Genomic DNA, 23,539 nt, shown 5'->3' with positions numbered 1-23,539 from the left:
AGCTCCACATCGGCTTCGACTTCTGGTTAGCATCGGTAGGCATGGACCTCGAACAGCTTGTCGCGAGCATGCCTTTTGCCGTTCATACCGGAGTGCAGTTGGACAGTGCGGCAGCCGAAGAGGTTGTCGGGCACCTCGATTGGGACAACCACCGCACCACCGCCGGTAACGGAATGCACGGCGGCGCCTTGATGACGCTGGCAGACAGCGTCGGCGCTGTCTGTGCATTCCTCAACCTGCCGCCCGGCGCAGGCACCTCGACTACCAGTTCGTCGACGGTCTTCACTCGAGGTGTCCGCAAGGGCACCGTCACTGCAACTGCCCGGCCATTGCATGCCGGCCGCAGCACCATCGCGATAGTCACCGAACTCCGTGACGACGAGGGCCGGCTGGTCGCTCAGGTCACGGCATCCCAGGCAGTGTTGGGGCCGTGAACCTTCCCGGGTACCGGTCATCCGGTGCCACCGCGCCGTACGGCAATCTGCTTGCCTCGCACGATGTTGCGATGGAGGGCTATTTCTGGCGGTTCACGCTGCCGGAAAGCGGCCGGGTAGTCATTGCACTGGCCGGAATCAATCGAGCGGCCGACGGCCATTGGTCGACGCTCGCGGTAGCCGCACATCCCGGCGGTTTCCTCGCCGACACAGAGCATCCCAGCGGATACGCCGACCCTGACCGGCTAGGCGCCTATGCGGACAACGCATTTCGTGGCACGACGCATCAGGTTCACGCCGACCTCGAGACCGCGCGCCTGGACGTGCGGATCACGAACCAGCGATTCTGGCCGCGTCGACGCTTCGGCGGTTCCAGCTACTTTCACTCTGTTCCGGCCCTCAATCAGTATTGGCATCCGTGGCTTCTCGGTGGCCGAGCCGACGGCACCGCGATCATCGACGGTGAAACCTGGGATCTCACCGGCGCGCAGGTGTACGGCGAGAAGAACTGGGGTAAGGGCGGTTTCCCCGACTATTGGTGGTGGGGCCAGGCTCAGGGGTTCACCGACCCGAATGCATGTATCGCCTTCGCGGGCGGGCAGATCAGCGCGGGGCCGCTACGCACCGAAGTCACCGCCGTTGTTGTCGCGTTGCCCGACGGAACCGTATTCCGGCTGGGAAACCCGGTCACCTCGCCCGTGACCACAGTGGTTGCCGACAACCGCTGGACACTACGCGGCCGCAATCACCTCTGGAGTGTCGAGATCGAGGGTAGCGCTCCCCTGTCGGACGCCCATATCCTCCCGGTTCCTCTTCCCGCGCAGCGCCGCAACGTTCCCGGTGCACTGGAACATCTTGGTGCCACGTTGACTGTGACCGTACGAAGGCGAGGCGCCGTGTACTGGACCGACACGTCTCACCTCGCGGCCCTCGAGCACGGCGGGTTGGACCGCGCCCAAGCGGAAGTCACGAGACGGGCGCAGATCGCGCCAGATCTATGAGCGCCGACGCCGCCGGATTCTTGCCACCGCCGGCGCGCCACACCATTTCCAACCTGGACCGGGCCTCGGGTTCGAGGTCGATCCGATGCAACTGTCCCACTGCGGATTCCGGGAGAACCGCCATCCCCAAACCCTGCGCCGCCAGTGACACGATAATCCCGAGATTGCTGGCCTCGAGCGCAACTGCCGGGGTGACGCCTACGGTCGCGCACGCCGCGTCGAGGCACGTCCTGATACCGGTTCCCGGCGGGAGACAGATCACGGACCGCGTCCCGAGTTCCGCGAACGGCAGAGTATCCAGTTCGGCAAGTGGATGATTCGCGGCCACTCCCGCCACCAGTCGCTCGTCGGTGATCACGCGGGATTCCAGATCTTCGGGCAGCTCCCCCGCCACCCCGACAACGGCTATGTCGAAGGTTCCATCCAGGACACCAGCGATAAGGTTGCGTGAATCATCTTCGGCCAGAGAGATATCCAGCCCCGGATGTCGGATGTGCAGCCGAGCCAGAAGATCTGTCAGGTCAGCCGAGGCACAGGCCGTCACCATCCCGACGGAAACCGATCCTCGGACCAGTCCTTTCAGCGCGTCCACGACGTCGCGAGCGCTGTGCACGGAGGCCAGGGCAGAGCGGGCGTGAGGCAGCACAGCGCGCCCCGCTTCGGTGGGACGTACCGTCCGCCCGCTTCGATCGAGCAGTTCCTGCCCGAGCTCGCGCTCGAGGCGTTTGATCTGCGCACTCACACCTGGCTGAGCGACATGGAGACGCTCGGCCGCGCGGGTGAAATTCGCTTCGTCCACCACTGCGACGAAGTACTCGAGTTGCCGAAGTTCCATAACAGTTGATTCTAGCTACGAGACAAACTAGATCTTGGACTTATCATCAGCATCGCAGCACGATGGAAGCATGACAACAACAGACACAACTCGAGAAGCCCGGACCCCAGAAGACCTCGCTCGCCTCTTTGTCGAGTTTGCCAACGCCGGTGACGCCGACGCAGTAGCGGGACTCTACGAAGAGGGTGCCGTGATGGCATTTCCGCCCGGTTCGCTTACCGTCGGGCGTTCAGCCATCCGCGACGTGATAGCACAGATGCTCGTCGCCGCACCCACATTCACCGTCGAGAAGGCGCTGCCGACGGTCGTCAGCGGCGATCTCGCCATGACCTCCACTGCACCGTCCGACGGTACCGGCGGACGCACTCAGGTTGCGCGCCGCCAGCCCGACGGACGCTGGTTGCGGGTACTCGACCGACCGGAACTGTAACCGGCACAGACGAAGTCAGACTACGGCGGCCCGGCGCATCGCTGCGGCCGGATCAGCGAACAGCGAACTCAGCGACACCACGGTCGACGCGTATTCCTGCACCCGATTCCCGAAGCCGGTGATCCGAATGTCCTTACGCTCCAAGGACGATGTCGTCGAGAAAGCCTCGGCGACGTACGGCGCGCCGGCCGGGTAGTCGGTGAAGGCCTGACCACCGAGGATCACACGATCCGGGTTGAACAGATCACGCAACAGTGCCACCGTACGACCCAGCACCCGTGCTCGTTCGACCAGGAGTTCATGCGCCGCAGCCGAACCGGCCGAGGCCGCCGCGTACACGTCGGCGATGGTGATGCGCTCGCTACCCTGAATCACCGCGCCGCTCGACAGCGCCTGCGTCACAATCGCTCGATCACTGATGGTCGCTTCCAAGCACCCCACGGAACCGCAGGTGCACCGGGCCGACGACCCTGTCGGCAGGTGTGCGATCGAGCCCGGTCCACTGGACGGGGTGTGCACGCGACCCTCGAAAGTGATCGCAATGCCTGATGTTTCGCGCGCATAGAAGTACAGCGCAGTGGTCCCGGTAGCCGGCGTCTCGGTGCGATCGGCGCTCAGCAGCAATTCCGATGCGGCCATGGCCTCGACGTGCGCGGCAACCGAAACCGGCAAGCCCAATCCGGCTCCGATGACGGCACCGACCTTCGCGCCCTTCCATCCCAATCGGGGGTGGTCGACCACGCCGGTAGCAGAGTCGACGCGTCCACCGATCGCAACGCCGACAGCCAGCGGCCGGCGTTTGTGCCACCGGGATGTGAACGATTTTGCCGATCGCGCGATGGTCGCAAGCGCAACAGATGAATTGGTGGTGGGCGTCGGGATTTCGACGGCGCCGAGCACCCGGCCCCGAATATCGCTGGCAATGATGCTGGTGACGGCTGCACCGATGTGGATGCCGACCGTCAGATACGGCTCGTGATTCACCTCGAACGGAACCTTGGGGCGACCGATGGCACCTGAGGCAATCAGATCTGCTCGCTCACGGACCACTCCGAGGTCGAGCAGGCTCGTGACCTGCCGATTGACGGTTGCAATGCTCAAGCCGGAGGCCTTGGCAGCAGTGTCCCGCGAAATCGGGCCCCGCAGCCGCGCGATGCGCAGGACCGTTGCCGCCGGTCCGTCGGCGATGCGCAGCTCAGGCGCAACAACCTGGGGCCGCGGTCCGGAGAGAATGGTTCGTGATCGAAGCTGCGGGGCAGTAAGTGTGGGGGTCGACATGGCAGTCCCTTGCAGAAGGAGGAGAAAGCGCACACTTCAGCCCTCAGACCGGCATCAATGCTGGTCAAGGAAGAAAGGGTGGAGAGCGGCGCAGAAAATTAGCTGCAGAAAGAACGGCGGCAACAACACAGTTCGCGTGCCAGAGGCAGACGCGACCCCAACGCAGCGGTCACATAGGTGACACGCAAAGCGGCAGGCTGGTCGGTCGACATAGATCCAAAAATAGCAGCTCTGCCCAGTTTCACAAATCGGGTGCGGTAACGATCACAGTGAATACAACTATGGCCAACCGCAAATACAGCTGTTGTAGTGCTGTCATGACCGGCGCAGACACCACTCCCCCACCACACGCACGCGGCTACGAGGGGTTCGGTGGCCGGATCGGCCGTACCGCAGCCGACTCGATCCCGTCTTGGCCGACGACAGCGTCGCCGGCGTCGGATTCTCCCAACATCGTTGTCGTCTTGATCGACGACATGGGATACAGCGACATCGGCCCGTTCGGATCGGAGATCGAGACACCGACCCTGGACCGACTTGCTGCACAAGGTGTTCGGCTCACCAACTATCACACGACGCCGCTGTGCTCGCCCTCTCGGGCTGCGCTCCTGACCGGAGTCAATCCGCATCGTGCGGGATACGGGTTCGTGGCAAACGCCGACCCCGGCTACCCGGGGTTGCGACTCGAACTTGGTGACGACATCCTGACCCTGCCTGAGATCCTTCGCGAATCCGGTTACGCCACATATGCCGTCGGTAAATGGCACCTTGTGCGTGATGCCAACCTCGCGCCGGGTCGCACCCGAGATTCCTGGCCGACGCAGCGCGGGTTCGACCGTTACTACGGATCACTCGAAGGCCTCAATTCCTTCTACTACCCCAATCAGTTGATCTCCGACAACTCCGTCGTCGACGTCGACGAGTATCCCGAGAATTACTATCTGACAGACGATCTCACCGACAAAGCGGTCAGCTACATCAAGGACCTCCGGGCACACGATGCGGAGAAACCGTTTTTCCTCTACTTTGCGCACGTCGCCATGCACGGGCCGCTGCAAGCCAAACCCGCAGATCAAGCCAAGTACCGGGGTCGCTACAACGAAGGCTGGGACCGAATCCGCGAGTCCCGCTTTGCTGCTCAGCTCGCGGCGGGACTGTTCCCCGAAGGAACGCGGCAAGCACCGCGTAATTCCGAGCCTGGCTTCGATGTTCCCGAATGGGATTCCCTGACGCCGGAACAACAGTCGCGGTTTGCCCGCTATATGGAAGTCTATGCAGGCATGGTCGATTCGGTCGATCAAAGCGTGGGCCGCATTGTCGAGACACTCGAAGAACTGGGAGAGTTGGACAACACCATCATCGTCTTCACCTCCGACAACGGTGGCACGGCCGAGGGCGGTTCGGATGGCACGCGAAGCTACTTCGCGCAGTTCGCGCATGTGCAGGACCCCGAGTGGGTGGGCGACGTCCCACACGACGAGTCGTTGATCGGTGGTCCGCAGTTGGGAGTTCACTACCCTCGCGGATGGGGACAGACGTCCAACACCCCGTTCCGGTTCTACAAGGGCCAATCGTTTGCCGGGGGTGTCCGAGTGCCGTTTGTCCTGTCCTGGCCGGCCGGTATCAAAACGGCTGCGGCCGACAACGGCATTCGAGACCAGTTTGCCTACGTCACCGATCTGACTCCCACTCTCCTCGATCTTGCGGGCATCGACGTTCCGACGGTGCGTCATGGCCTGCCTGCCAAGGAGTTCGACGGCGTCTCGGCTGCCCACGTTCTGCACTCGCCGGTGGCACCGAGCTCCCATACCGAGCAATACACCGAAATGACCGGCAACCGCGGGTACTACAAGGACGGCTGGAAACTGCTGGCGCTGGCACCCGACAACATCGACGAACCCGACTGGCAACTGTTCGACGTCACCGCCGACCCCACCGAACTGAACAACCTCGCCGCCCAGTACCCGGACAAGGTCCGCGAACTTGCCGACGCCTGGGACAACTCGGCGTGGGCGAACACCGTCTTCCCACTGTTGGGTAACGGCGTCGGAGCGGTGCGTCGGCCCGAGGAACAAGCACTGTCGCGGCCGGTGCGAATCCTGGCAGGCACCCCACCTCTCGAGCGATACCGATCGTCTCGGCTCATCGCCTTCCGCGACTTCGACATCACCGTAGAACTGAGCGGCTACCAGGACGGCGACTCCGGCGTCCTCGTATCGCACGGCGACCCCCAAGGCGGGTACATCCTGTACGTCGAAGACGGCCATCTCCATCTCGGATACAACGCGTTCGGGGACTACCGAAGCATCGACACCGGGCCGCTCGCGGTGGGCAGCACCCGCATCGACGTTGCGGTGACGGTCGCGCCGCACCTGCGCTGGAATCTCGACGTCAGCGTCGACGGCGTTCCGGCCGGCCACCTCCGCGATCAGGTCCAACTTGTGGGCATGGCGCCGTGGACCGGCATCTCGGTCGGTGTCGATGCGCGCGGACCGGTGTCCTGGGATCTGCACGGTCGACGCGGCAGCTTCCGCTACAGCGGCGCGCTCCGAGCCGTCACATACACCCCGGGAACCGTCCAGGTCCCGGCTCGTCACATCGAATCCATCGAACGGGAGGCAGAGTACGCGGCCGACTAGCCCTACGATTACGTCATGACCATTTCTTCCGATGCCCGCGTCGCTGTTGTCACCGGAGCCAGCTCCGGAATCGGCGAGGCCACTGCCCGCACGCTTGCCAATCAGGGATTTCATGTGGTGATCGGGGCCAGGCGCCTCGATCGCCTCGAGAAGATCGCCGAGGAGATCGGCGGCACCGCCCTCGAACTCGACGTCACCGACGAGGATTCCGTCGACGCATTTGCCGCGGTCCTGCCCCGCGTCGACGTCCTGGTGAACAATGCCGGCGGCGCCAAGGGCATCGCGACGGTCATGGAGGCCGATCTCGACGACTGGCGCTGGATGTGGGAGACCAATGTGCTGGGCACGCTGCGAGTCACAAAAGCGTTGCTGCCCAAGCTCATCGACTCCGGCGACGGTCTGGTGGTCACCATCACCTCGATCGCCGCACTCGAGGCATACGACAACGGTTCCGGGTACACCACCGCCAAACATGCTCAGGCCGTTCTGCATCGGACCCTGCGCGGCGAATTGTTGGGCAAGCCCGTTCGGTTGACGGAGATCGCTCCCGGAGCCGTCGAAACCGAATTCTCCCTGGTCCGTTTCGAGGGCGATCAGGAGAAGGCCGACAAGGTGTACGAAGGCATCACTCCGCTTGTGGCTCAGGACATCGCCGAGATCATCGGCTTTGTCGCGGCACGTCCGTCACATGTGAACCTGGATCAGATCGTCGTGCGTCCTCGCGACCAGGCAAGTGCGGGGCGGTTCCACCGGACCACCACCTAGCGTTGTTGCCTCTTCGTGGAAACGGCGGCCATGATCGCCGTTTCCACGTCGAGGGCGGAAGCCGCAACAGCGCTGAGCGTTTCACCGCCTCTCACGATGTACCTACCGTCGGCGGCGAAGTCGTTCCACTGAAAGACAACGTCGCCCCGGTGCGGCCTGCTGTCAACGGCGCTTCCCGACGCGATGGTGATTTCACCGATCGAGCTGCGCGGCCGACGAAAGAACCTCCCCAACTCCTCGGCTGGCTGCGGAACGTCGGCTCGACTCAGGATCGACTCTCCCGGAACATGTTTCGTGTTCCGAACCGGCGCAACCCGAAGCTTCCCCGCCGGGCATTGCGGCAGGTGCGTGACCATCGCGGACACCAGCACGGACGCCGGTTGCACCGAAAGAACAACATCGGAGCCGGAATCAACTGCCGCGCCTGGCAACTGCTGAACCAGCACTCCCCACTCGCCGACGATCGCACCGTGCAGCCGTGTCACCGTGTTCATCCGGGGGCCGTGAAATCCTGACACTTCGATGCGTACGGTGGGCTCGGCCAGTATCTGCAACGCGTCAGTCATACTCTCGTCGAGAATCTGCTGGATCCGCAGTGCCGCGTTTTTTCGCTGCATAGTCAGTTCGGTCATGGTTTCGGCCGCAGGACGGAATTTCAATGGGTACGGCAGTCTGTCCCGACCTACGGCTTCCCACAGAATCTGGAATTCCATTCCGGTGAAATGCCACTGTGACTGTGTGTTCACTGCCCCAGCACCGGTGTTCACTGCCCCAGCACCGGCGGCGTTACCATCGGCAGGTCCCCGATCAGTTCGTTTCCGTTGTCGAGAGTGATGAGGTAGCCCGGCGTCTCGTGCATCTTGTCGTCGTCGCCTTGTCCGCGGCCGCCTGCCATGCCTCCCATTCCGCCGGCCATCATGCCCCGGCTACCGGTTCCCCCGAGACTGCCTGCCGCACCGCCGCGGGCCCCGCTGCCGCCGGCACTGCCCAGGCCGCCGCCTGCCACACTGCCGCCCAAAGCGCTGCCACCCAAACCACTGCCACCCAAACCATTCGCGCCTAACCCACTGCCCGCGGTGCCGCCGCCCGCCCCACCTGCAGATCCACCGCCGCCAAATCCGCCAGCTCCAGGGCCGCCGGTGAGACCGGTACCTCCACCAAGTCCGGTGCCATGTCCGACACCAGGGATGGACCCACCGGCGACAGACTGCGGCACAGCGGAAGCCGCCGAGGTAGTCGAGGGCCCGGAACCACTTTCACCCTGGCCGTTTCCCGACCCGGAGACTCGTCCGCCGTCGCCGACCCCGTCGCCTGGCGTCGCACCTGATCCACCAGCCGAAGCACCGTTACCCGCGCCGTCGACGGTCGGTTCAGTCCCGGCGCCACCTGCCGAATCTGTTGTGCGCTGTTCCAATCCGCTACCACCGCTAGATGATCTGCCCGCGGCGGACGCCGCTTGCTCGTACGACATCTGATCGGTACCGGTCTGGAACGGACTACGGCCACTGGTGGTTCCGCCGCCGGAGGTGATGGGATTGAATGCGGGCGGCAGGACGGGAACCTGATCATCGGCACGTTTCAGATACGGCAGGTACATCTCCTTCATGACTTGGCGCGCCAGTCGCTCCGCTTCCTCTGCTTCATGTTGCGCCTGACGCCACGACTCCCCTGGAATCATGCTGATGAGCTGTTCCCCAAGCGATGCGTCGTTTGGCCGCGGTATCGACTGTTTTGCCTGTCCCAGCGCGATCCTTGCTTCTTCGACTTTGTTGGCTACCAGTTGCACTCGGGTCTGAAGTTCCTGGCCGTCAGCCGAGTACGCAAGAACAGCCTCCAAGGCCGCAGATCCACCCTTGCCCTGCCAGCCGTCACCGATTGCCGATCCGACTGCGAGGTTGAAGGCCGAGATTCCATTCACGACCCGCTCCGATATCTCGGTCCAGGCTTTACTGATCGCGACAAGAATGTCGGGCTTCATTTCGTCGACATGCGCAAAAATTTGAGCATGAGACATGGCGTCGAAGGGGTCGTCTTCAATAATGGCGTGTTCGCTGTACTCCAACGCCGTCGCCCGCGGAGTCAGTGCATCGCGGATTGCCCAGTTCACTTCGCGTTCCAGGTCTGCGAGCGTCGATGCTTCGGCGATTGTGTCGTCGAACTCGCCGCGATCGTCGGTGAAATGGTGGAGCACAGCAGTCGGCGTCAATGCCACATCGGCGATACGACCGGGCACCGATGCCACAAGGGCGAGACCATCCGCCACAACATCATGAAGACTCACGACAATCCCCCGAATTCATCCGCGCCTACCTGAGTAGACGCATCGGTGATGCCAGGGGTTCCGCCGCGGAAGGAATTTCTTGTTTGCTCAGGCGAGCGCGGACATGGACTTCCAGGTCGGGACATCGATCGCCCAGTCGTAGATGTCGCCGTCGGCGGCGGAGAGGTCGATCGACGTCCCGGTCACCTCGACGGGGTCGCCGTACAGCGCGGTTCCGAAATACTCCTGCGCATCCGACATCGAGAGATTGATGCATCCGTTGGTGACGTTCGACGAACCCTGAACTCCCGTGGTTTCCGGGTTTGCGTGGATGAACTCACCGTTGTTGGAGATGCGAACGGCCCACCGTTCGCGGACGTTCTCGTAGAACGGCGGATTGGACATGAGGAAATCTTCGTACTTCTCGGTCACCATGTGGATGCCGCTGCGCGTGACGTTGCGGGCCTCGTTGCCTTCGCCGTAGCTGACGGGGATGTCCATGATCGTCTGGCCGTCGCGGACGACCTGCATGCGGTGGCTGGGCGCGTTTGCCTTCACGATCTGACTACGACCGATGGTGAAATCGAGAGTGAGGTCCTGATCGCCGTACGCGCCGCCGCCGTAGCTCAGTCCGTACAGCTTCGCGTCCAGATGAACGACGGTTCCCGGGACCCAATACTCGGCGGGACGCCAATGCGCGCGCGAGCCCCCGTTATCGTCCGGCAGCCACGCCCATGAACCGGCGGTCGCCGGAACGCTCGTGACGACAAGAGCCTTCTCCACCGCTGCTTTGTCTACGACGGAGTTGTCGAACTGAAGGGTGATCGGCGCCGCTATTCCGACTTCCTGACTGTCTGCGATGTTGAGGGTGCCGCCGGTCTGCGAATCGGGTGCCAATGTCGTGAAACTGCCCTCGACGGGAACGGTTTTCCCGTCGGTGCCGGTGGCGGAACCGGACCACGAATACGTGGCCGCGTACCCGAGAGCCTCGCTGACGACGTAAGACGTCCGGTCCGCAGACAGCTGACCTGCGACGGGTGTACCCGCCGAGTTGTGCAGCGCAACCTCGTCGAGAGTGCCACCCGTGACCGTGACGGACACCGGGGCGATCGGGCTGACGTCCCTGGTACCGACAACCGGCGTCGCGACAACCTGCGCAACAGGTGCTTTTTCAGCTGGTGATGCCTCGCCGGCCGTCTCGGCGCCACCGATGGTGCATCCCGCAACAGCAAGCATCGCCGCAAGCAGAACAGCTACCAAAGCAGCAAGACGCGAACGTTTTCTCCGAATACCCAGCTGATGCACCTCAACAGGCTACGCGCGCTAACTATTGTCAGCTCATATCCGGCAACCCACGGTGACCGGTTCCGGCTCGAGACGCACACCGAACGCGGCGTCCACGCCGTCCCGCACGGTGCGGGCGAGAGCCACGATGTCCGAGCACTTCGCATCACCGCGGTTTGTCAGGGCGAGTGTGTGACGAGTCGACAACCGAGCCGGTGCGTCCTCACCCGGGTACCCCTTGGAAAAGCCGGCTCGCTCGATCAGCCACCCCGCCGACAGCTTGGTTCCGCCGACCCCCGGATACTGCGGGACAGTCACATCCCCGAGCTGCGTCGTAATCGCGGAAAGAACTGCGGGCAGCCGATCCTCGGGCACAACCGGATTGGTGAAGAAGGAACCCGCGCTCCACGTGTCGTGATCGTAAGGGTCGAGCACCATCGCCTTACCGGCGCGCAAACCCAGAACAGCTTCGCGGACCTGCGACGACGGCAATCGATCACCTTCCTGAGCATCGAGTGCCGTGAACAGTTCCCGGTAGGCCAGGGGCGCGCTCAGCCCGTCCGTTGTCGCGTCGAATTCGACGGCCAGAACCAGCGCTGCGTCCGAATGCTTGAGGACGCTCGAGCGGTAGCCGAGTTGCAGAGTCGACGGGTCGACCCAGGACACCTCTCCGGTGCGACGATCGAGCAACTGGACCCGCCGAAGTCGCGAGCCCACCTCGACGCCGTACGCGCCGACATTCTGCACGGGGGTTGCACCCGTCGAACCGGGGATTCCCGACAGGGCTTCGAGTCCGCCCAATTCCGCGGCAACGGATTGACCGACCACCTCGTCCCACACCGCGCCGGCCTCGGCGACAACACGATCCGTGTCGAGGGTCACCGTGGTGTTCGCCACACGAACCACAACTCCGTCGAAACCCTCGTCCGAAATGACGAGATTAGACCCGCCCGCCAAGATCAGCGTCGGCACATTCTCCCGGTCGAGAAGCCGAACGACGTCGACCAGAGACTGCGTCGTCGGGCATTCCGCGAGCAGCCGCGCAGGTCCTCCTACCCGGAGCGTCGTCAATCCCGACAGGTCAATGTTCTCGGACACGAAAGCGCCGGAATCTACGACGCGTTGGCCAATGGTTACGTCCCACACATCGGTAAACGGTAGCCTCCACAATCGTGAGCCGTCGCATCGAGCATTCATCGAAGTACACCGTCCCCGTCGCCAAGGTCCATGAGGCGGTGACGTCGGAGCAGTACTGGCGTGACCGTATCGCCGCAGTAGGTGGCCCTGGCGCCACCATCGACGAACTGACTGTCCGGGACGAAACCGTCGCAGTCACCATGTCTCAGGTCATTCCGGCCGAGCACCTCCCCTCCATGGTCTCCAACTTCATCAAGGGTGACATCGTCATCAAGCGCAGCGAGACCATCGCACCGCTCAACGGCGGAACCGCGACGGGAACCTTCTCGGCGCACGTCGACGGCGTCCCAGCACGCATCGAGGGCACCCAGGTGCTCAGCGGAGACGACACGGGCTGCACCTTGAGTGCCACCGGTGAGGTCGAGGTCAAGATCCCGATTTTCGGCGGCAAGATCGAAAGCGCGATCGTGGACGAGGTCACCCGCCTGATCGAGGCGGAGCAGGACTTCACGCGGGACTGGATCGCAAAATAGGGCATTGCGGGCGGGGTAGGTTTTTTCTGTAACAGCAGGTAGCCGGTATCGTTTGCGATCATGGCTCGACGCATCGACTACTCCGCCCGCTACCAGCACTCCCCCGAACAGGTCTACGAAGCACTGACCGATCGCGGATACTGGGACGCCCGGGTCGAGGAGATGCGCAAGCATTCCGAAAATCGGGTGGAACATTTCGAGGTCAGCGATTCCGGGATCGAACTCGTCCTGCACCATGTCCTGCCCCGTACTGATCTGCCCGATATCGCGCAGACCGTCATGCGCAACGACCTGATCATCACGCGCACCGAGTCGTACAGCCCGTTCGGTGACACGGTTACGGGAACCTACGAGGCCTCCATCCCAGCCGGACCGGGCAGTCTCACCGGAACCATGGAACTGTTCGGCACCGAAACAGGATGCACCCTGCGGACGTCCTCGGAAGCCAAGGTGCATATCCCCTTTGTCGGCGGGAAGTTGGAAGAGCTGATGCTCACCAATCTTGTCGACCTCTTCCGCACCGAAGCTCAGGTCACCGCGACCTGGCTCGCCGCTCGCTGACCCCCGGTGAAGACTGCTCCACCCCCGAAGATCGAGGGTGTCATCACACGCGGGACAACCGGCATCAACCGTCTGCGGCGCAGCGACCGCTGGCTCGTGCACAACCGAGCCATTCAACGTGCATTGCACGACGCCGCCGACCCACTGATCGTCGACCTCGGCTACGGCGCGCGCCCCGACACGACGTTCGAGATGGCCGATCGCCTCACCGCAGTTCGACGCGACCGCCGGGTCATCGGACTCGAAATCGACCCGGCCCGCGTGGTGGAAAGCCGCAACGGAGTCAGTTTCGCGCGCGGCGGGTTCGAATTGGCGGGTCTGTCACCGGTTTTCGTTCGCGCTTTCAACGTATTGCGCCAGTATCCCGAAGACGCGGTGGAATCGGCCTGGTTGCACATTCAATCCGGTTTGGCGCCTGGCGGTTTGATACTCGACGGGACGTGCGACGAACTGGGGCGTCGGTGCGCCTGGGTGCTGCTCGATGCGCACCGACCCCTGACCCTGACCTTGGCGTGGGATCCCTTCGACATCGAGAAACCTTCGGACATCGCAGAACGATTGCCCAAGGCCCTCATTCACCGCAATGTTCCGGGAGAGCCGATTCACGCACTACTCACGGCCGCGGATCGCGCGTGGGCCACTGCGGCGCCCCATGCATCGTTCGGTCCCCGTCACCGGTGGGCTGCTGCGCTGGAAATCCTTCGTGGGCAAGGTATTCCTGTCCAACCCGCGCGGCGACGCCTGCGTGACTGCATCCTGACCGTGCCCTGGCACGTCGTAGCACCGAACCCCTGAACTCGCAGACACGAAGCGCCTCGCCGCGGAGATGTTCTCCGCGGCGAGGCGATATCGTCAATACTGGTTCGAGCTAGGAACCGAAGATGGTGCCCAGGTCTCCGAGCGAACCGCTTTCAGTGCCTGTGCCAGGCTCTGCCGTGACCTTGACGGTGACGCCGGCCTGCGTCTCGGAACCAAGATATCCGTCAGTTCCGCTGAACACCGCGGTGATCCGACGATCGCCGACCTCGGTGAAGGTATGCGAGAGTGTGGCTTTACCGTTCACTACCGCAACCGGTCCGCCGATCGGGGTGGTTCCGTCCATGAACTGGACCGTTCCGCCGTTGAGTGTAGGTGCAACGGCCGCAACCAGATCGACCTGTGCGCCCTTCATGGCGGACGCCGGAGCGCTCACAGTGATGGACGTTTCCTGATCTTCCGCGGCCGGAGCCGTGACCGAAACCGCTTGCACGACCGAGGTAGAGGTGAGGAATCCGCTCGCGCCCGAGTACACCGCCGTAATGTCGTGAGTGCCGACACTGCCGAACTCATGCATCATCGACGCCTTGCCGTCGACGACCGCCACCGGCGAACCGAGAGTGCCCGAACCGTCCTTGAACTGCACCGTGCCGCCCGTCGGCGCCGGTGTGACCGTCACGGAAAGACCCACTGCCGTACCGGTTTTTGCGTTCGCGGGAACAGTCAAGACCGTCTGGGTCTGCTGGTCGACAGGAGCCGGTGCGTCAACCTTCACAGTCTGGACACTCGAGGTCGAACCCAAGAAGTTCCCCGAACCGGAGAATACCGCGGTGATGTGGTATTCACCGGCGTCGTTGAACGTCGGTGTGATCGTGGCTTTACCCAAGGCGTCCACGGGAATCGGGGAGCCCATATCTCTGGCTCCTTCCTTGAACTGCACCGTGCCGCCCGCAGCACCGGTCGACACCGTGGCAGTGAACGACAATTCCTCTCCTGTCGAAGCGCTCGACGGACCGACGAGGGTGGTGGTGGTGCTCTGCTCGACCACGACGGGAGCGACCGTCACGGTATGCGGCGTCGACGTCGAGGTCTGGTAGACACCTGCTCCGGAGTACACCGCCACGATCGAATGCGCTCCGGCTGCATAGGAACTCGTGATCGAGGCCTTGCCGTTGGCGTCGACGGTAACGGCATCGCCGAGGGCGGTTGCGCCGTCCTTGAACTGCACCGTGCCACCCACCGGAACAGGCGAGACCGAAGCCTCGAGTGTCACGGATTCACCTGCGATCGCGTTCGCTGGACCGGTAATCGCGGTTGTCGTGGACTTGTCCGCTTCGGACACAACGACGTCGACTGCCGACGACGTCGAGGTTGCCACCATCGTGTTGCCGAGGTACGTGGCCGTCACGCTGTGCGTGCGGACGCCGGTCGGTGTCCAGGCAAGTGTGGCAACACCATTGGCGAGCGCGCCCGAACCGATCGTGGTGACACCGTCCAGGAACTCCACCGAATCACCGTCGGAACCCCCGGTAACCGTCGCCTTCAGCGGAACGGACTGCCCCAACTGCACACCACTGACCGGGGACAGCGTCGTCGTCGAGACGTTCTTCGCCACGCTGATCGACGGACCGACACCCTTGAGCTGCCCCGACCCCAAGGTCCCACTCACATGCAACTCAGTCGTCAAATCCACACCACGAGCACAACCCGCACCGACCGTATAACTGAACTCAACCGTTCGGAACTTCGGATTGATCAGACCACCATCCCAGTAAACCGCCCAACTGCCCGAGATCTTCGCGTAGTCGGCAACAACCTCGACCTTGTCACGGCCGATCACCGAACCGTCAACCTTGGCCGAATCCGTCACATAGGTAAGACAATCCGGATGAACATCTTTGACCTGCTGCAAGTACTCGAGGGAACCAGTTCGAGTCAGTACCGACTTCACGGTAATCGTGTCACCCACGCTGGGCGTTCCGTTCGAAATAGTGCGCACAACCTTGTAACCGTGCACATTTCCCTCCGCCGTCACCGGAGCCGCCCCCCGCAACCCCGACACCAGCGACCGCTACGAAACCCGCAGCAACAGCAAAAACACCCACACCACCGACAACACGGCGAACAGAACCAACAGACATAGATTTTCCTTCTCGAGAAGCGAGCGATATAGGTGATGCCCCACCGCTTCACGCGAACGGGGCATCACCAGGCGTCGAATGCCTTAGGAACCGAAGATGTTTCCGAGCGAACCTGTTCCGCCGGTGCCGGGCTCTCCGCCCTCGACGGGTGCTGCGATCTGAACGGAGACCTGATCGGCCGAAGCCGTCACCGTTCCGGCGCCCGAGTATTCGGCCGCGACGACTCGCTGGCCCTTTGTTGCCGGCGTCCACGAAATGCCGGCTTTGCCAGAAGAATCGACCGTCGCTGTGCCGATGACCGACTCACCGTCCTTGAAGGTGACTGTGCCACCGGCGTTTGCGGGGTTGATCTGGGCCGAAATGGTCTGCGCAACACCGACCTGTCCTGCTGCTGCACTGAGAACTGTTGTGGAACTTGTTGTTCCGGTGGGTTGCTCGGCAACTGTTGTACTCGCTGTAGCGCTCGAGCCTGCGACTCCGGATCGGTCGGCGAACACAGCTTCGACGGTCTGCGCTCCTGCAACCGTCGGAACCCAGGCGTACGTGGCTTCGCCATTGCCGGCGACCGGTACCGAAGCCAGAACCGTGGCGCCGACTTTGAACGTCACTGTCCCACCTGTTCCCGGCGCAGACACCGTCGCCTTGAGGGTGGTCGACTTGCCCACCTGAGCGCCCGAGATCGGCGCCAGCGTCGTACTCGACTGAGCATCGGCCTGCGAAACGTTCACGTTCAGCGCCGCCGAAGCCGACCCGACCGCCCGTGCGGTGTCGGCGAATTTCGCGGTAATCGAATGATCTCCGCGAGTGGACGGCGTCCAGGCAAGTGTGGCAACACCATTGGCGAGCGTGCCTTGACCGATCTTGGAACCGGCGTCGAAGAACTCCACCGGATCACCGTTGGCGCCACCGGTCACCGTCGCGCTCAACGTCACCGATTGTCCCACCTGGGCACCGCTGACCGGGGACAGTGTCGTCGTCGAGACGTTCTTCTGAACATTGATCGACGGGCCACGCCCGCCTGTCGTGTCATTCACCCAAGCCGAACCGTCGAAATGCACTGTGCTCGCCAAATCAGTACCGCGATCACACCCCGCGCCGACCCGATACTGAAACTCGAACGACTTCGTATTGTTCTGATACAACGGCCAATCGGTGATGCTCGCGCTCACGCGCACCGAGTCAGTGCTCACCGGAGTCTCCGGGGCGTACGCCTTCCCGTTCACCTTCGCCGAACCCTCGACATACGTCATGCACGACGGATGAAAATCCCGAACCGCGTACAGATAATTGACCACAAAGTCGGTCCGCTTGAATACCGTGGTGGAAGTGATCACATCACCTTCGGACGGCGTCCCGTCACTGATAGTTCGAGTGATTTTGTAACCACTCGAATTGAACTCAGCCGTCACCGGAGCCGCACCCGCAACCCCGACACCGGCAACCGCTACGAAACCCGCAGCAACAGCAAACACACTCAAACCACCGACAACACGGCGAACACCACTCACAGACATCCCTCTCGACGACGGAGCAGACAGGCGTCCAGTACAGGCGTCTAGGACAAGTGTCCATCTGCTTTGATGCCGTGACGTTATCCCTTTGCTTGTAACGCAACTACGCTTTTCGCCAAATTGGTGCATTTAGCGCAAAATCGGTTACGACTACAGGCTTGCGGTGAGTGCCAATTCCACGCGAACAGCCACGTCGACGGCGGCGCTCTCACACGAGCGGTACAACTCATGGGCGTCCAGCCGACCGATCGCGACTCCGTCGGACACCACTTCATTGAGCAGTTCCTGGGAAATACCACCCGACGCAATGTCGAGGACAGTGCGCACCGGCGTCGTAATTCGAATGGCTCCGAACTGCTCGCATTCCGATTCTGCGAGCAAGCACCGGTGCAGAGCAAGCTGACGGGTCGGCGCCGAAACGGGCACGCCGACGGACAAGTGCAGGAACCGTGGTTGCAAGTGCCCGAGACCGTGAAGTTCGGCAGCGCTGTAATGCGAGACGGTTGCCCGGCCGGCAAACCACGTACACCATTTGGCAAACTCGTCCATCGCGGTGCGGCGCACCCGATCCAGTCGGAACAGCCCCGGACACTCCGAAATCCAGGTTCCGGATTCCACGAGCCCGTCCCAGTCACTGCCGGCACAGCCCAGGGCGGCAGCCTGATCAGTCGCAACAAACCCACATTGACGCAAGGCCAACAATTCGAGTGCTTCGTAGTCTGGAGCCATGACCACCTCCGGTGACCGTCTGGAGCGCTTTCCCGCCAGGCTACGGCATCCTGTGTTTCAGATCACAGTATCGGACGGGCGCGTATTCACAGAGTTCGTTCAGAGTCGTCGGGAAGAATCCCTGAGATGACTGTCGCAGCAAACAGCGCGCCCCCGCGCAATCGTGTGCTCATCATCCTGCTCGTCGTAATCGCTGTACTGGTCGCAGCGCTTGTCGGCGGAGAACTCTACGTACGCAATCAAGTCAAGAGCTGCATGGCCGACCAGTTTCAGAGTGAACTCGGCTCACAGGTAGACGTGGGCTTGAGCTGGAAGCCGGTACTGCTTCAGGCCATCGACAAGAAGGTCCCGTACATCACCATCGACAGTGACGATTCGTCATTCGGGCCGGCCACGGGGATGCAGGTGCACGCCAAGGTCAACGACATCAATCTCCAACCGTCTGACGGAAACAGCGGAACCATCGGAAGCTCGAGCGCCGATGTCACCTGGTCCACGGCCGGAATCCTGGCGACACTCCAGGAACAGACTTTCGGCGGACTTGTCACCGGCGTCACGGCTGACTCCGCCGCTGGAACTTTGGCCTTCGACGTCGGACCCGCGGGCCTTGCCAAGCTCACGGTCAAGCCGACCATCTCGGGCGGAGTTGTCGACGTACAAACCGTCGGCGCCGAGATCCTGGGCTTCGGACTGCCGACCGACTTGGTCGACGGCATCGTCGCGACCCTGACCGACAGCTTGCAGACCTACCCCCTGGACATGAAGCCCACCGAGCTCACGGTGACCGACGACGCGATCGAGATTTCACTCGAAGGCGGCGCCTTCGCAATGCCCGTTGCCAACGCCTCGGCCCAGAATGCATCCGCGGTTCCCGACAGCTGCGGAATTCTCACCTGATCTCTACCTGTTATCGGACTTTTCCGACTGATTTCGGATAGCTGTTCTATTCGAACAGGATTTCGATTACGGTGGGAGGATGTTCGATCCAGGGGTGGGAAGTTTCGGTATCTCAGCGCAGCTGAGCGGTACCGAAACCGATTGCGCCCTCATCGATCTCATGAGTGAGTTGCATTCATGTGAGGCGATGCTGGTCGAGCGGAAACTGGCCGTGGTGGCGGAGTTCTTCACCCGTCGTAGTGCCGAGCATGTCGAGGGCGGTACGTGGACGTCGTCGGCGCACGAGCTCGCCGAATCCGAGATCGGCGCGGTCCTGACGATGGGGCGGGCCGCGGCGGGGAAGCTCATCGGGTTGGGTTTTGCGTTGAAGACGCGGTTGCATCGTACGCGGGCGGCGATGGCCCGCGGTGAACTCGACTTCTATCGTGTCGGTTTGATCGAGTCCGCTACCGCGAATGTCAGTGACGAGTTGATCGACGAAGTCGAACGCTTGCTGCTCGAGCAGGTTCTCGCCCCACCCGTGGACGGTGGTATCGGGTTGACGGGTCGCCGCTTGACGGCGGCGATCGACCGGATCGTGGCCCGCCTTGATCCGGAAGGACTGCGGGAGCGCCGACGTCGAGCGCTGGCGGATCGGTTTGTCGGGGTCAGTGCCGCCGAGGACGGTATGGCCCGCATCCTCGGCAGTATCCCGGCGGAGCAGGCGCGTGCGTTCGACGGCCGGTTGCGGGAATTGGCGATGTCGGTGTGCCGACACGATTCGCGTACGTATGAGCAGCGCCGCGCTGATGCGTTGGGCGCTCTGGTGAGCGGTTCCACGGTGCTGGTGTGCGACTGCGACCGCGGGGATTGCCCGCAGGACCGAAGTGGTCTGGTGATCATGCGCCGGCCACTCGTGCATGTCGTGATCAACGAATCCGCACTAACCGCAGGCTCGAATGAACCCGCCCACCTCGACGGGTACGGCGTCATCAGCGCCGAGCACGCCCGCGACATCGCGAAAGACGCAGACGTTCGGGAGGTACGGGTGCCAGAAACACCTGTGCCCGCGTCGGCGACGGTCTACCGCCCCGGCGCGGCACTCGATACGTGGCTGCGAGTCATTGCGGGAAGCTGCCAGTGGCCGCACTGCGATGCCCCCGCCTGGAATTGCGACCTCGACCACAACGTTCCTTTCAACCACACCGACCCCACACAGGGTGGGAAGACGGTTGCGTCGAATCTGAGTGCGTTCTGCCGCAACCATCACCGCCTCAAGCACTCCGGAAAGTGGCGGCTCGCCCCGAACCTGGATCGCAGCATCACCCTGACCTCGCAGACCGGTCACTGCTACCGCACCAGAGCCGCCGGACTACTCACCGGCCAACAGGAACCACCGCCACCGGAAGGAGGAACCCGGCGACGAACACGTTTGGAAAACAAAGCTGCCCGCATCCGAAGTGAACGCAAACATCGCCTCGTCAAGATTCAGTACCGGGCGGCAAAACATGCGGAACGGAAACGACGGCAAACGTTCCAGATCTCCACACCCCGAAAACGAGTGCCCCAAAAAACCGTCGACTACGGTAGCGACCCGCCGCCATTCTGAATCACGTCAGAATCAGGGCAGTCCGGTGCTACTCCCCCAGACCGTCGAGCACGGCACGGGTTCCCGACAGCCCGAGGCGGGTGGCGCCGGCAGCAATCATGTCGAGCGCCGCCTGCGTGGTGCGGATTCCTCCGCTGGCTTTGACTCCCACCGACGGCCCGACGGTTTTGGCCATCAACGCGACGGCCTCGACGCTTGCCCCGCCTGCGGGGTGGAAACCTGTGGAAGTTTTCACGAAGTTCGCGCCCGCATGTACTGCCGCACGGCAGCATTCGACTATCGCTTCATCGGGCAGTGCCGCAGTTTCGAGGATCACCTTCAGTACCGCGTGCTCGCCCATGGCTTCACGGACGGTGAGTACGTCGGCAAGCACAGCGTTGTAGTCACCGGCGAGTGCTGCCCCGACGTCGATGACCATGTCGATTTCGCGGGCACCTTGATCAACAGCGAGACGCGCTTCGGCGCCCTTCACCAAGGAGTGATGCTTGCCGGACGGAAAGCCGACCACAGCGGCGGTAATCAGACCGTCGGCGCGGATCGGCAGCATCGACGGTGAGACGCACACAGCGAGAACGCCCAGTTCCCGGGCCTCGTCGATCAGCGCCGTGACGTCGGCGGCCGTGGCTTCGGGTTTGAGCAGGGTGTGGTCGACCATTGCGGCAACCTGTGAACGAGTGAGCGCAGCGTGGGCCATGAAAGAAAGCTTGGCATACGACCATGCGTCGAGCGGCACTGCGACACCTGAGAGACTAGGCGGTATGACCGCTGCACCCTCGACTGATGATCGACGCTACGTACTCTCCCTCGGCTGCCCCGACACGACGGGCATCGTCGCGCGCATTTCGTCTTTCCTCACCGATGTGGGTGGCTGGATCGTCGAAGCTGCGTATCACGCTGACGCAGACACCGGATGGTTCTTCACTCGTCAGGCCGTGCGGGCGTCATCGGTGAGTATCAGCATCGAGGAACTGCGTGAGCGTTTCAAAGCCGTTGCGGCCGAGATCGGACCCGAAACCGAATGGACGCTGCACGATTCGGGGGCTCCCAAGAAGATCGTCCTGCTGGTGAGCAAGGAAGGTCACTGCCTTCACGACCTCCTCGGACGCGCGGCCGGCGGCGAACTCCCAGCCGAAATCAGCGCAGTCATCGGAAACCACGAGGACTTACGCAGCGTGACCGAGCGTCACGGGATCGACTTTCACCACGTGCCCTTCCCCAAGGACCCGGCCGAACGCGGACCGTCCTTCGAGAAGGTGCGCGCCCTGATCGACGCCCATGACCCGGACGCTGTTGTCCTGGCTCGGTTCATGCAGGTTCTGCCGCAGTCACTGTGCGAGCATTGGGCGGGCCGCGCGATCAACATTCATCACAGTTTCTTGCCGTCGTTCATCGGGGCCCGCCCGTACCACCAGGCTTTTGCGCGTGGTGTGAAGCTGATCGGTGCGACGTGCCACTACGTCACCGCGGAACTTGATGCCGGCCCGATTATCGAGCAGGACGTTATCCGCGTCGACCATGCCGACGATGTTGCCGACATGGTCCGCCAGGGTCGCGATATCGAAAAGCTTGTTCTTTCCCGCGGTTTGCGGTGGCACCTCGAGGATCGAGTGTTGGTCCACGGCCGCAAAACTGTGGTGTTCAGCTAACCCGGTGTTCAGCTAACCCGGTGTTCAGCTAGCAGGGCGATCAACTAGAGATTGCGCAACCGCACGATCTCGCGGTCGAATTCGTCGATGCTCTCGATGGACGACATGTGACCGACGCCGGGAATCACGATCAGCCGTTCGAGGTTGCCGGCTTCGTCGAGCACCTGCGCAAGTTTGCGTGCGTGGACGGGTGGCGTGAGTCGGTCGAGTGATCCGACGAGCACGGTGGTCGGCACTTCGAGATTGTCGAGTCCCTCGTGAATGTCGAGTGTGCTCAGGGCCGCTCCCCAACCGCCACGGATGCGCGGCTTGCACTCACGAACGATGTTCTCGCAGAACTGAACTTCGGCTTTGGTGGCGTTGGGCGACATCGAGACGTACTGGATTGCCTTGGTCATCGCGCCCGAGGACACGAATGGCACGGGCGAGCTGAGGATGGCGCGGCCGACCGGAACCGGTACCCGCGGGAAGCGTTCCGGGAGCGGAATCACGGTGGTTTCGGCAATCAGGCGATCACTTGCCGTGCTGGCCAGCATCACCGCCGACGCGTACTTCTTGACGTCGTCGGGGTGCTTTCCGGCCCACGCGATGATGCTCATGCCGCCCATGCTGTGCCCGACGATGACAGCTTTCTTGTCTTCACGGACAGTCGCTCCGAGCACTGCCGAGAGGTCGTCGGCGAGTACGTCGGGTCCCAGCGGAAGAGTGCCGACGGTACTGCGTCCGTGTCCGCGCTGGTCGTACGTGATGACGCGGTATTCGCCGGCCAGCGCGTTGACCTGTGGGTACCAGAATTCGGTTGAGCAGGTCCAACCGTGACTGAGCACAATCGGATCACCGTCGGCCGGGCCGTATGCCCGGATGTTGATGATCGCGCCGTCTTCGGTGGTCAGTTCGCTGATGTCCGCTTTGAACGTCGGGGTCTTCAGGAGTGCGTTCGGTTCGACGTCGGAAACGAGGGTGAGACCTCTCGTGGAGCTCCGACGACGGATAGCGGCGACGGCTGCTGCAAACGCTCCGGCTCCGGCAACTCCGGCCAATACCCGGAGTGTGGTGGTTCGCGAACTGCTGGACATGCATGTACCCCTGACTGAATTCGAAAGAAGATCGATAC

The 23,539-nt window shown here is 62.8% G+C and carries 22 protein-coding genes; 11 read left to right on the top strand and 11 right to left on the bottom strand.

Features of this window, described 5'->3' with window-relative positions:
• Window positions 1–41 precede the first annotated feature (41 nt).
• Together V2B23_RS21195 and V2B23_RS21190 are read left to right on the top strand one after the other, a co-directional pair.
• On the top strand, window positions 42–434 hold the full coding sequence (locus tag V2B23_RS21195) for a PaaI family thioesterase (protein WP_430952148.1): 393 nt from the start codon (window positions 42–44) through the stop codon (window positions 432–434).
• On the top strand, window positions 431–1,435 hold the full coding sequence (locus V2B23_RS21190; RefSeq protein WP_430952147.1) for a tocopherol cyclase family protein: 1,005 nt from the start codon (window positions 431–433) through the stop codon (window positions 1,433–1,435). The genes V2B23_RS21195 and V2B23_RS21190 overlap by 4 nt, the downstream gene beginning before the upstream one ends.
• On the opposite strand, the gene V2B23_RS21185 is transcribed toward V2B23_RS21190, so the two are convergent.
• Entirely contained in the window at window positions 1,401–2,270 is an 870-nt protein-coding gene (locus V2B23_RS21185; RefSeq protein WP_430952146.1) for a LysR family transcriptional regulator, read from the bottom strand. The two genes, V2B23_RS21190 and V2B23_RS21185, sit on opposite strands and share 35 nt — an antisense overlap.
• A 70-nt stretch (window positions 2,271–2,340) precedes the next feature.
• Between V2B23_RS21185 and V2B23_RS21180 the strand changes: the two genes are divergently transcribed.
• On the top strand, window positions 2,341–2,700 hold the full coding sequence (locus tag V2B23_RS21180; RefSeq protein WP_430952145.1) for a YybH family protein: 360 nt from the start codon (window positions 2,341–2,343) through the stop codon (window positions 2,698–2,700).
• Between the two features lie 15 nt (window positions 2,701–2,715).
• On the opposite strand, the gene V2B23_RS21175 is transcribed toward V2B23_RS21180, so the two are convergent.
• Window positions 2,716–3,978: an ROK family protein gene (locus V2B23_RS21175; protein ID WP_430952144.1), complete on the bottom strand. Its 1,263-nt coding sequence runs from the start codon at window positions 3,976–3,978 to the stop codon at window positions 2,716–2,718.
• 317 nt (window positions 3,979–4,295) lie between these two features.
• Here V2B23_RS21175 and V2B23_RS21170 point away from each other — a divergent pair, with 317 nt between their 5' ends.
• Window positions 4,296–6,617, top strand: a complete 2,322-nt coding sequence (locus tag V2B23_RS21170) for an arylsulfatase (RefSeq protein ID WP_430952143.1) — start codon at window positions 4,296–4,298, stop codon at window positions 6,615–6,617.
• A gap of 15 nt (window positions 6,618–6,632) precedes the next feature.
• The gene (locus tag V2B23_RS21165) at window positions 6,633–7,382 is read left to right on the top strand and encodes an SDR family NAD(P)-dependent oxidoreductase (protein WP_430952142.1); all 750 of its coding nucleotides are present in this window, start codon (window positions 6,633–6,635) and stop codon (window positions 7,380–7,382) included.
• On the opposite strand, the gene V2B23_RS21160 is transcribed toward V2B23_RS21165, so the two are convergent.
• From V2B23_RS21160 to V2B23_RS21145, 4 genes are all read right to left on the bottom strand, one after another.
• The gene (locus tag V2B23_RS21160) at window positions 7,379–8,128 is read right to left on the bottom strand and encodes an ESX secretion-associated protein EspG (protein WP_430952141.1); all 750 of its coding nucleotides are present in this window, start codon (window positions 8,126–8,128) and stop codon (window positions 7,379–7,381) included. The two genes, V2B23_RS21165 and V2B23_RS21160, sit on opposite strands and share 4 nt — an antisense overlap.
• 17 nt (window positions 8,129–8,145) lie before the next feature.
• The gene (locus V2B23_RS21155) at window positions 8,146–9,663 is read right to left on the bottom strand and encodes a hypothetical protein (RefSeq protein ID WP_430952140.1); all 1,518 of its coding nucleotides are present in this window, start codon (window positions 9,661–9,663) and stop codon (window positions 8,146–8,148) included.
• A gap of 87 nt (window positions 9,664–9,750) precedes the next feature.
• Window positions 9,751–10,947, bottom strand: a complete 1,197-nt coding sequence (locus V2B23_RS21150) for a L,D-transpeptidase (RefSeq protein ID WP_430952139.1) — start codon at window positions 10,945–10,947, stop codon at window positions 9,751–9,753.
• A 33-nt stretch (window positions 10,948–10,980) separates the two neighbouring features.
• Window positions 10,981–12,024, bottom strand: a complete 1,044-nt coding sequence (locus V2B23_RS21145) for a UDP-N-acetylmuramate dehydrogenase (RefSeq protein ID WP_430952138.1) — start codon at window positions 12,022–12,024, stop codon at window positions 10,981–10,983.
• Between the two features lie 74 nt (window positions 12,025–12,098).
• On the opposite strand from V2B23_RS21145, the gene V2B23_RS21140 reads away from it, so the two are divergent.
• From V2B23_RS21140 to V2B23_RS21130, 3 genes are read left to right on the top strand one after another with little or no spacing between them, the layout of a single operon-like run.
• The gene (locus V2B23_RS21140; RefSeq protein WP_033235518.1) at window positions 12,099–12,596 is read left to right on the top strand and encodes a DUF2505 domain-containing protein; all 498 of its coding nucleotides are present in this window, start codon (window positions 12,099–12,101) and stop codon (window positions 12,594–12,596) included.
• A 60-nt stretch (window positions 12,597–12,656) separates the two neighbouring features.
• Window positions 12,657–13,157 (top strand): DUF2505 domain-containing protein, encoded by a 501-nt coding sequence (locus V2B23_RS21135; RefSeq protein ID WP_045063896.1) that lies wholly within the window; start codon window positions 12,657–12,659, stop codon window positions 13,155–13,157.
• Between the two features lie 6 nt (window positions 13,158–13,163).
• Window positions 13,164–13,952 carry a class I SAM-dependent methyltransferase gene (locus V2B23_RS21130; protein ID WP_430952137.1) on the top strand — a complete coding sequence of 263 codons (789 nt, stop codon included), beginning with the start codon at window positions 13,164–13,166 and terminating at the stop codon, window positions 13,950–13,952.
• A 73-nt stretch (window positions 13,953–14,025) separates the two neighbouring features.
• Here the strand turns inward: V2B23_RS21130 and V2B23_RS21125 are convergent, their stop codons facing one another.
• The 3 genes from V2B23_RS21125 to V2B23_RS21115 all read right to left on the bottom strand — a co-directional run bounded on the left by V2B23_RS21125 (window position 14,026) and on the right by V2B23_RS21115 (window position 18,294).
• Window positions 14,026–15,882: an Ig-like domain-containing protein gene (locus tag V2B23_RS21125; RefSeq protein ID WP_430952136.1), complete on the bottom strand. Its 1,857-nt coding sequence runs from the start codon at window positions 15,880–15,882 to the stop codon at window positions 14,026–14,028.
• A gap of 255 nt (window positions 15,883–16,137) precedes the next feature.
• Entirely contained in the window at window positions 16,138–17,568 is a 1,431-nt protein-coding gene (locus tag V2B23_RS21120) for an Ig-like domain-containing protein (RefSeq protein WP_430952135.1), read from the bottom strand.
• Between the two features lie 147 nt (window positions 17,569–17,715).
• Window positions 17,716–18,294: a type IV toxin-antitoxin system AbiEi family antitoxin domain-containing protein gene (locus V2B23_RS21115; RefSeq protein ID WP_430952134.1), complete on the bottom strand. Its 579-nt coding sequence runs from the start codon at window positions 18,292–18,294 to the stop codon at window positions 17,716–17,718.
• A gap of 126 nt (window positions 18,295–18,420) precedes the next feature.
• Here V2B23_RS21115 and V2B23_RS21110 point away from each other — a divergent pair, with 126 nt between their 5' ends.
• Window positions 18,421–19,191: an LmeA family phospholipid-binding protein gene (locus V2B23_RS21110; protein ID WP_430952133.1), complete on the top strand. Its 771-nt coding sequence runs from the start codon at window positions 18,421–18,423 to the stop codon at window positions 19,189–19,191.
• A gap of 79 nt (window positions 19,192–19,270) precedes the next feature.
• Complete coding sequence (locus V2B23_RS21105; protein WP_430952132.1) at window positions 19,271–20,779, top strand: DUF222 domain-containing protein; 1,509 nt, start codon at window positions 19,271–19,273, stop codon at window positions 20,777–20,779.
• A gap of 28 nt (window positions 20,780–20,807) precedes the next feature.
• Here the strand turns inward: V2B23_RS21105 and deoC are convergent, their stop codons facing one another.
• Window positions 20,808–21,473 (bottom strand): deoxyribose-phosphate aldolase, encoded by a 666-nt coding sequence (deoC, locus tag V2B23_RS21100; RefSeq protein ID WP_033235526.1) that lies wholly within the window; start codon window positions 21,471–21,473, stop codon window positions 20,808–20,810.
• A 64-nt stretch (window positions 21,474–21,537) separates the two neighbouring features.
• Between deoC and purU the strand changes: the two genes are divergently transcribed.
• The gene (gene purU / locus V2B23_RS21095) at window positions 21,538–22,425 is read left to right on the top strand and encodes a formyltetrahydrofolate deformylase (RefSeq protein ID WP_430952131.1); all 888 of its coding nucleotides are present in this window, start codon (window positions 21,538–21,540) and stop codon (window positions 22,423–22,425) included.
• A 44-nt stretch (window positions 22,426–22,469) separates the two neighbouring features.
• Here the strand turns inward: purU and V2B23_RS21090 are convergent, their stop codons facing one another.
• Window positions 22,470–23,501 carry an alpha/beta fold hydrolase gene (locus V2B23_RS21090; RefSeq protein ID WP_430952130.1) on the bottom strand — a complete coding sequence of 344 codons (1,032 nt, stop codon included), beginning with the start codon at window positions 23,499–23,501 and terminating at the stop codon, window positions 22,470–22,472.
• Window positions 23,502–23,539 lie beyond the last annotated feature (38 nt).

Source organism: Rhodococcus sp. 24CO (assembly GCF_050586165.1).
In the GTDB taxonomy this organism is placed as follows: domain Bacteria; phylum Actinomycetota; class Actinomycetes; order Mycobacteriales; family Mycobacteriaceae; genus Rhodococcus_F.
Note: the sequence above shows the minus strand (reverse complement) of the source record. Positions and strands in the feature narration are given on the sequence as shown.

Coding starts and splice junctions, on each gene's coding strand:
- deoC (WP_033235526.1), bottom strand. CDS start 21,473: ATGGCCCACGCTGCGCTCACTCGTTCACAGGTTGCCGCAATGGTCGAC.
- V2B23_RS21110 (WP_430952133.1), top strand. CDS start 18,421: ATGACTGTCGCAGCAAACAGCGCGCCCCCGCGCAATCGTGTGCTCATC.
- V2B23_RS21185 (WP_430952146.1), bottom strand. CDS start 2,270: ATGGAACTTCGGCAACTCGAGTACTTCGTCGCAGTGGTGGACGAAGCG.
- V2B23_RS21170 (WP_430952143.1), top strand. CDS start 4,296: ATGACCGGCGCAGACACCACTCCCCCACCACACGCACGCGGCTACGAG.
- V2B23_RS21175 (WP_430952144.1), bottom strand. CDS start 3,978: ATGTCGACCCCCACACTTACTGCCCCGCAGCTTCGATCACGAACCATT.
- V2B23_RS21195 (WP_430952148.1), top strand. CDS start 42: ATGGACCTCGAACAGCTTGTCGCGAGCATGCCTTTTGCCGTTCATACC.
- V2B23_RS21115 (WP_430952134.1), bottom strand. CDS start 18,294: ATGGCTCCAGACTACGAAGCACTCGAATTGTTGGCCTTGCGTCAATGT.
- V2B23_RS21165 (WP_430952142.1), top strand. CDS start 6,633: ATGACCATTTCTTCCGATGCCCGCGTCGCTGTTGTCACCGGAGCCAGC.
- purU (WP_430952131.1), top strand. CDS start 21,538: ATGACCGCTGCACCCTCGACTGATGATCGACGCTACGTACTCTCCCTC.
- V2B23_RS21135 (WP_045063896.1), top strand. CDS start 12,657: ATGGCTCGACGCATCGACTACTCCGCCCGCTACCAGCACTCCCCCGAA.
- V2B23_RS21180 (WP_430952145.1), top strand. CDS start 2,341: ATGACAACAACAGACACAACTCGAGAAGCCCGGACCCCAGAAGACCTC.
- V2B23_RS21105 (WP_430952132.1), top strand. CDS start 19,271: ATGTTCGATCCAGGGGTGGGAAGTTTCGGTATCTCAGCGCAGCTGAGC.
- V2B23_RS21120 (WP_430952135.1), bottom strand. CDS start 17,568: ATGTCTGTGAGTGGTGTTCGCCGTGTTGTCGGTGGTTTGAGTGTGTTT.
- V2B23_RS21090 (WP_430952130.1), bottom strand. CDS start 23,501: ATGTCCAGCAGTTCGCGAACCACCACACTCCGGGTATTGGCCGGAGTT.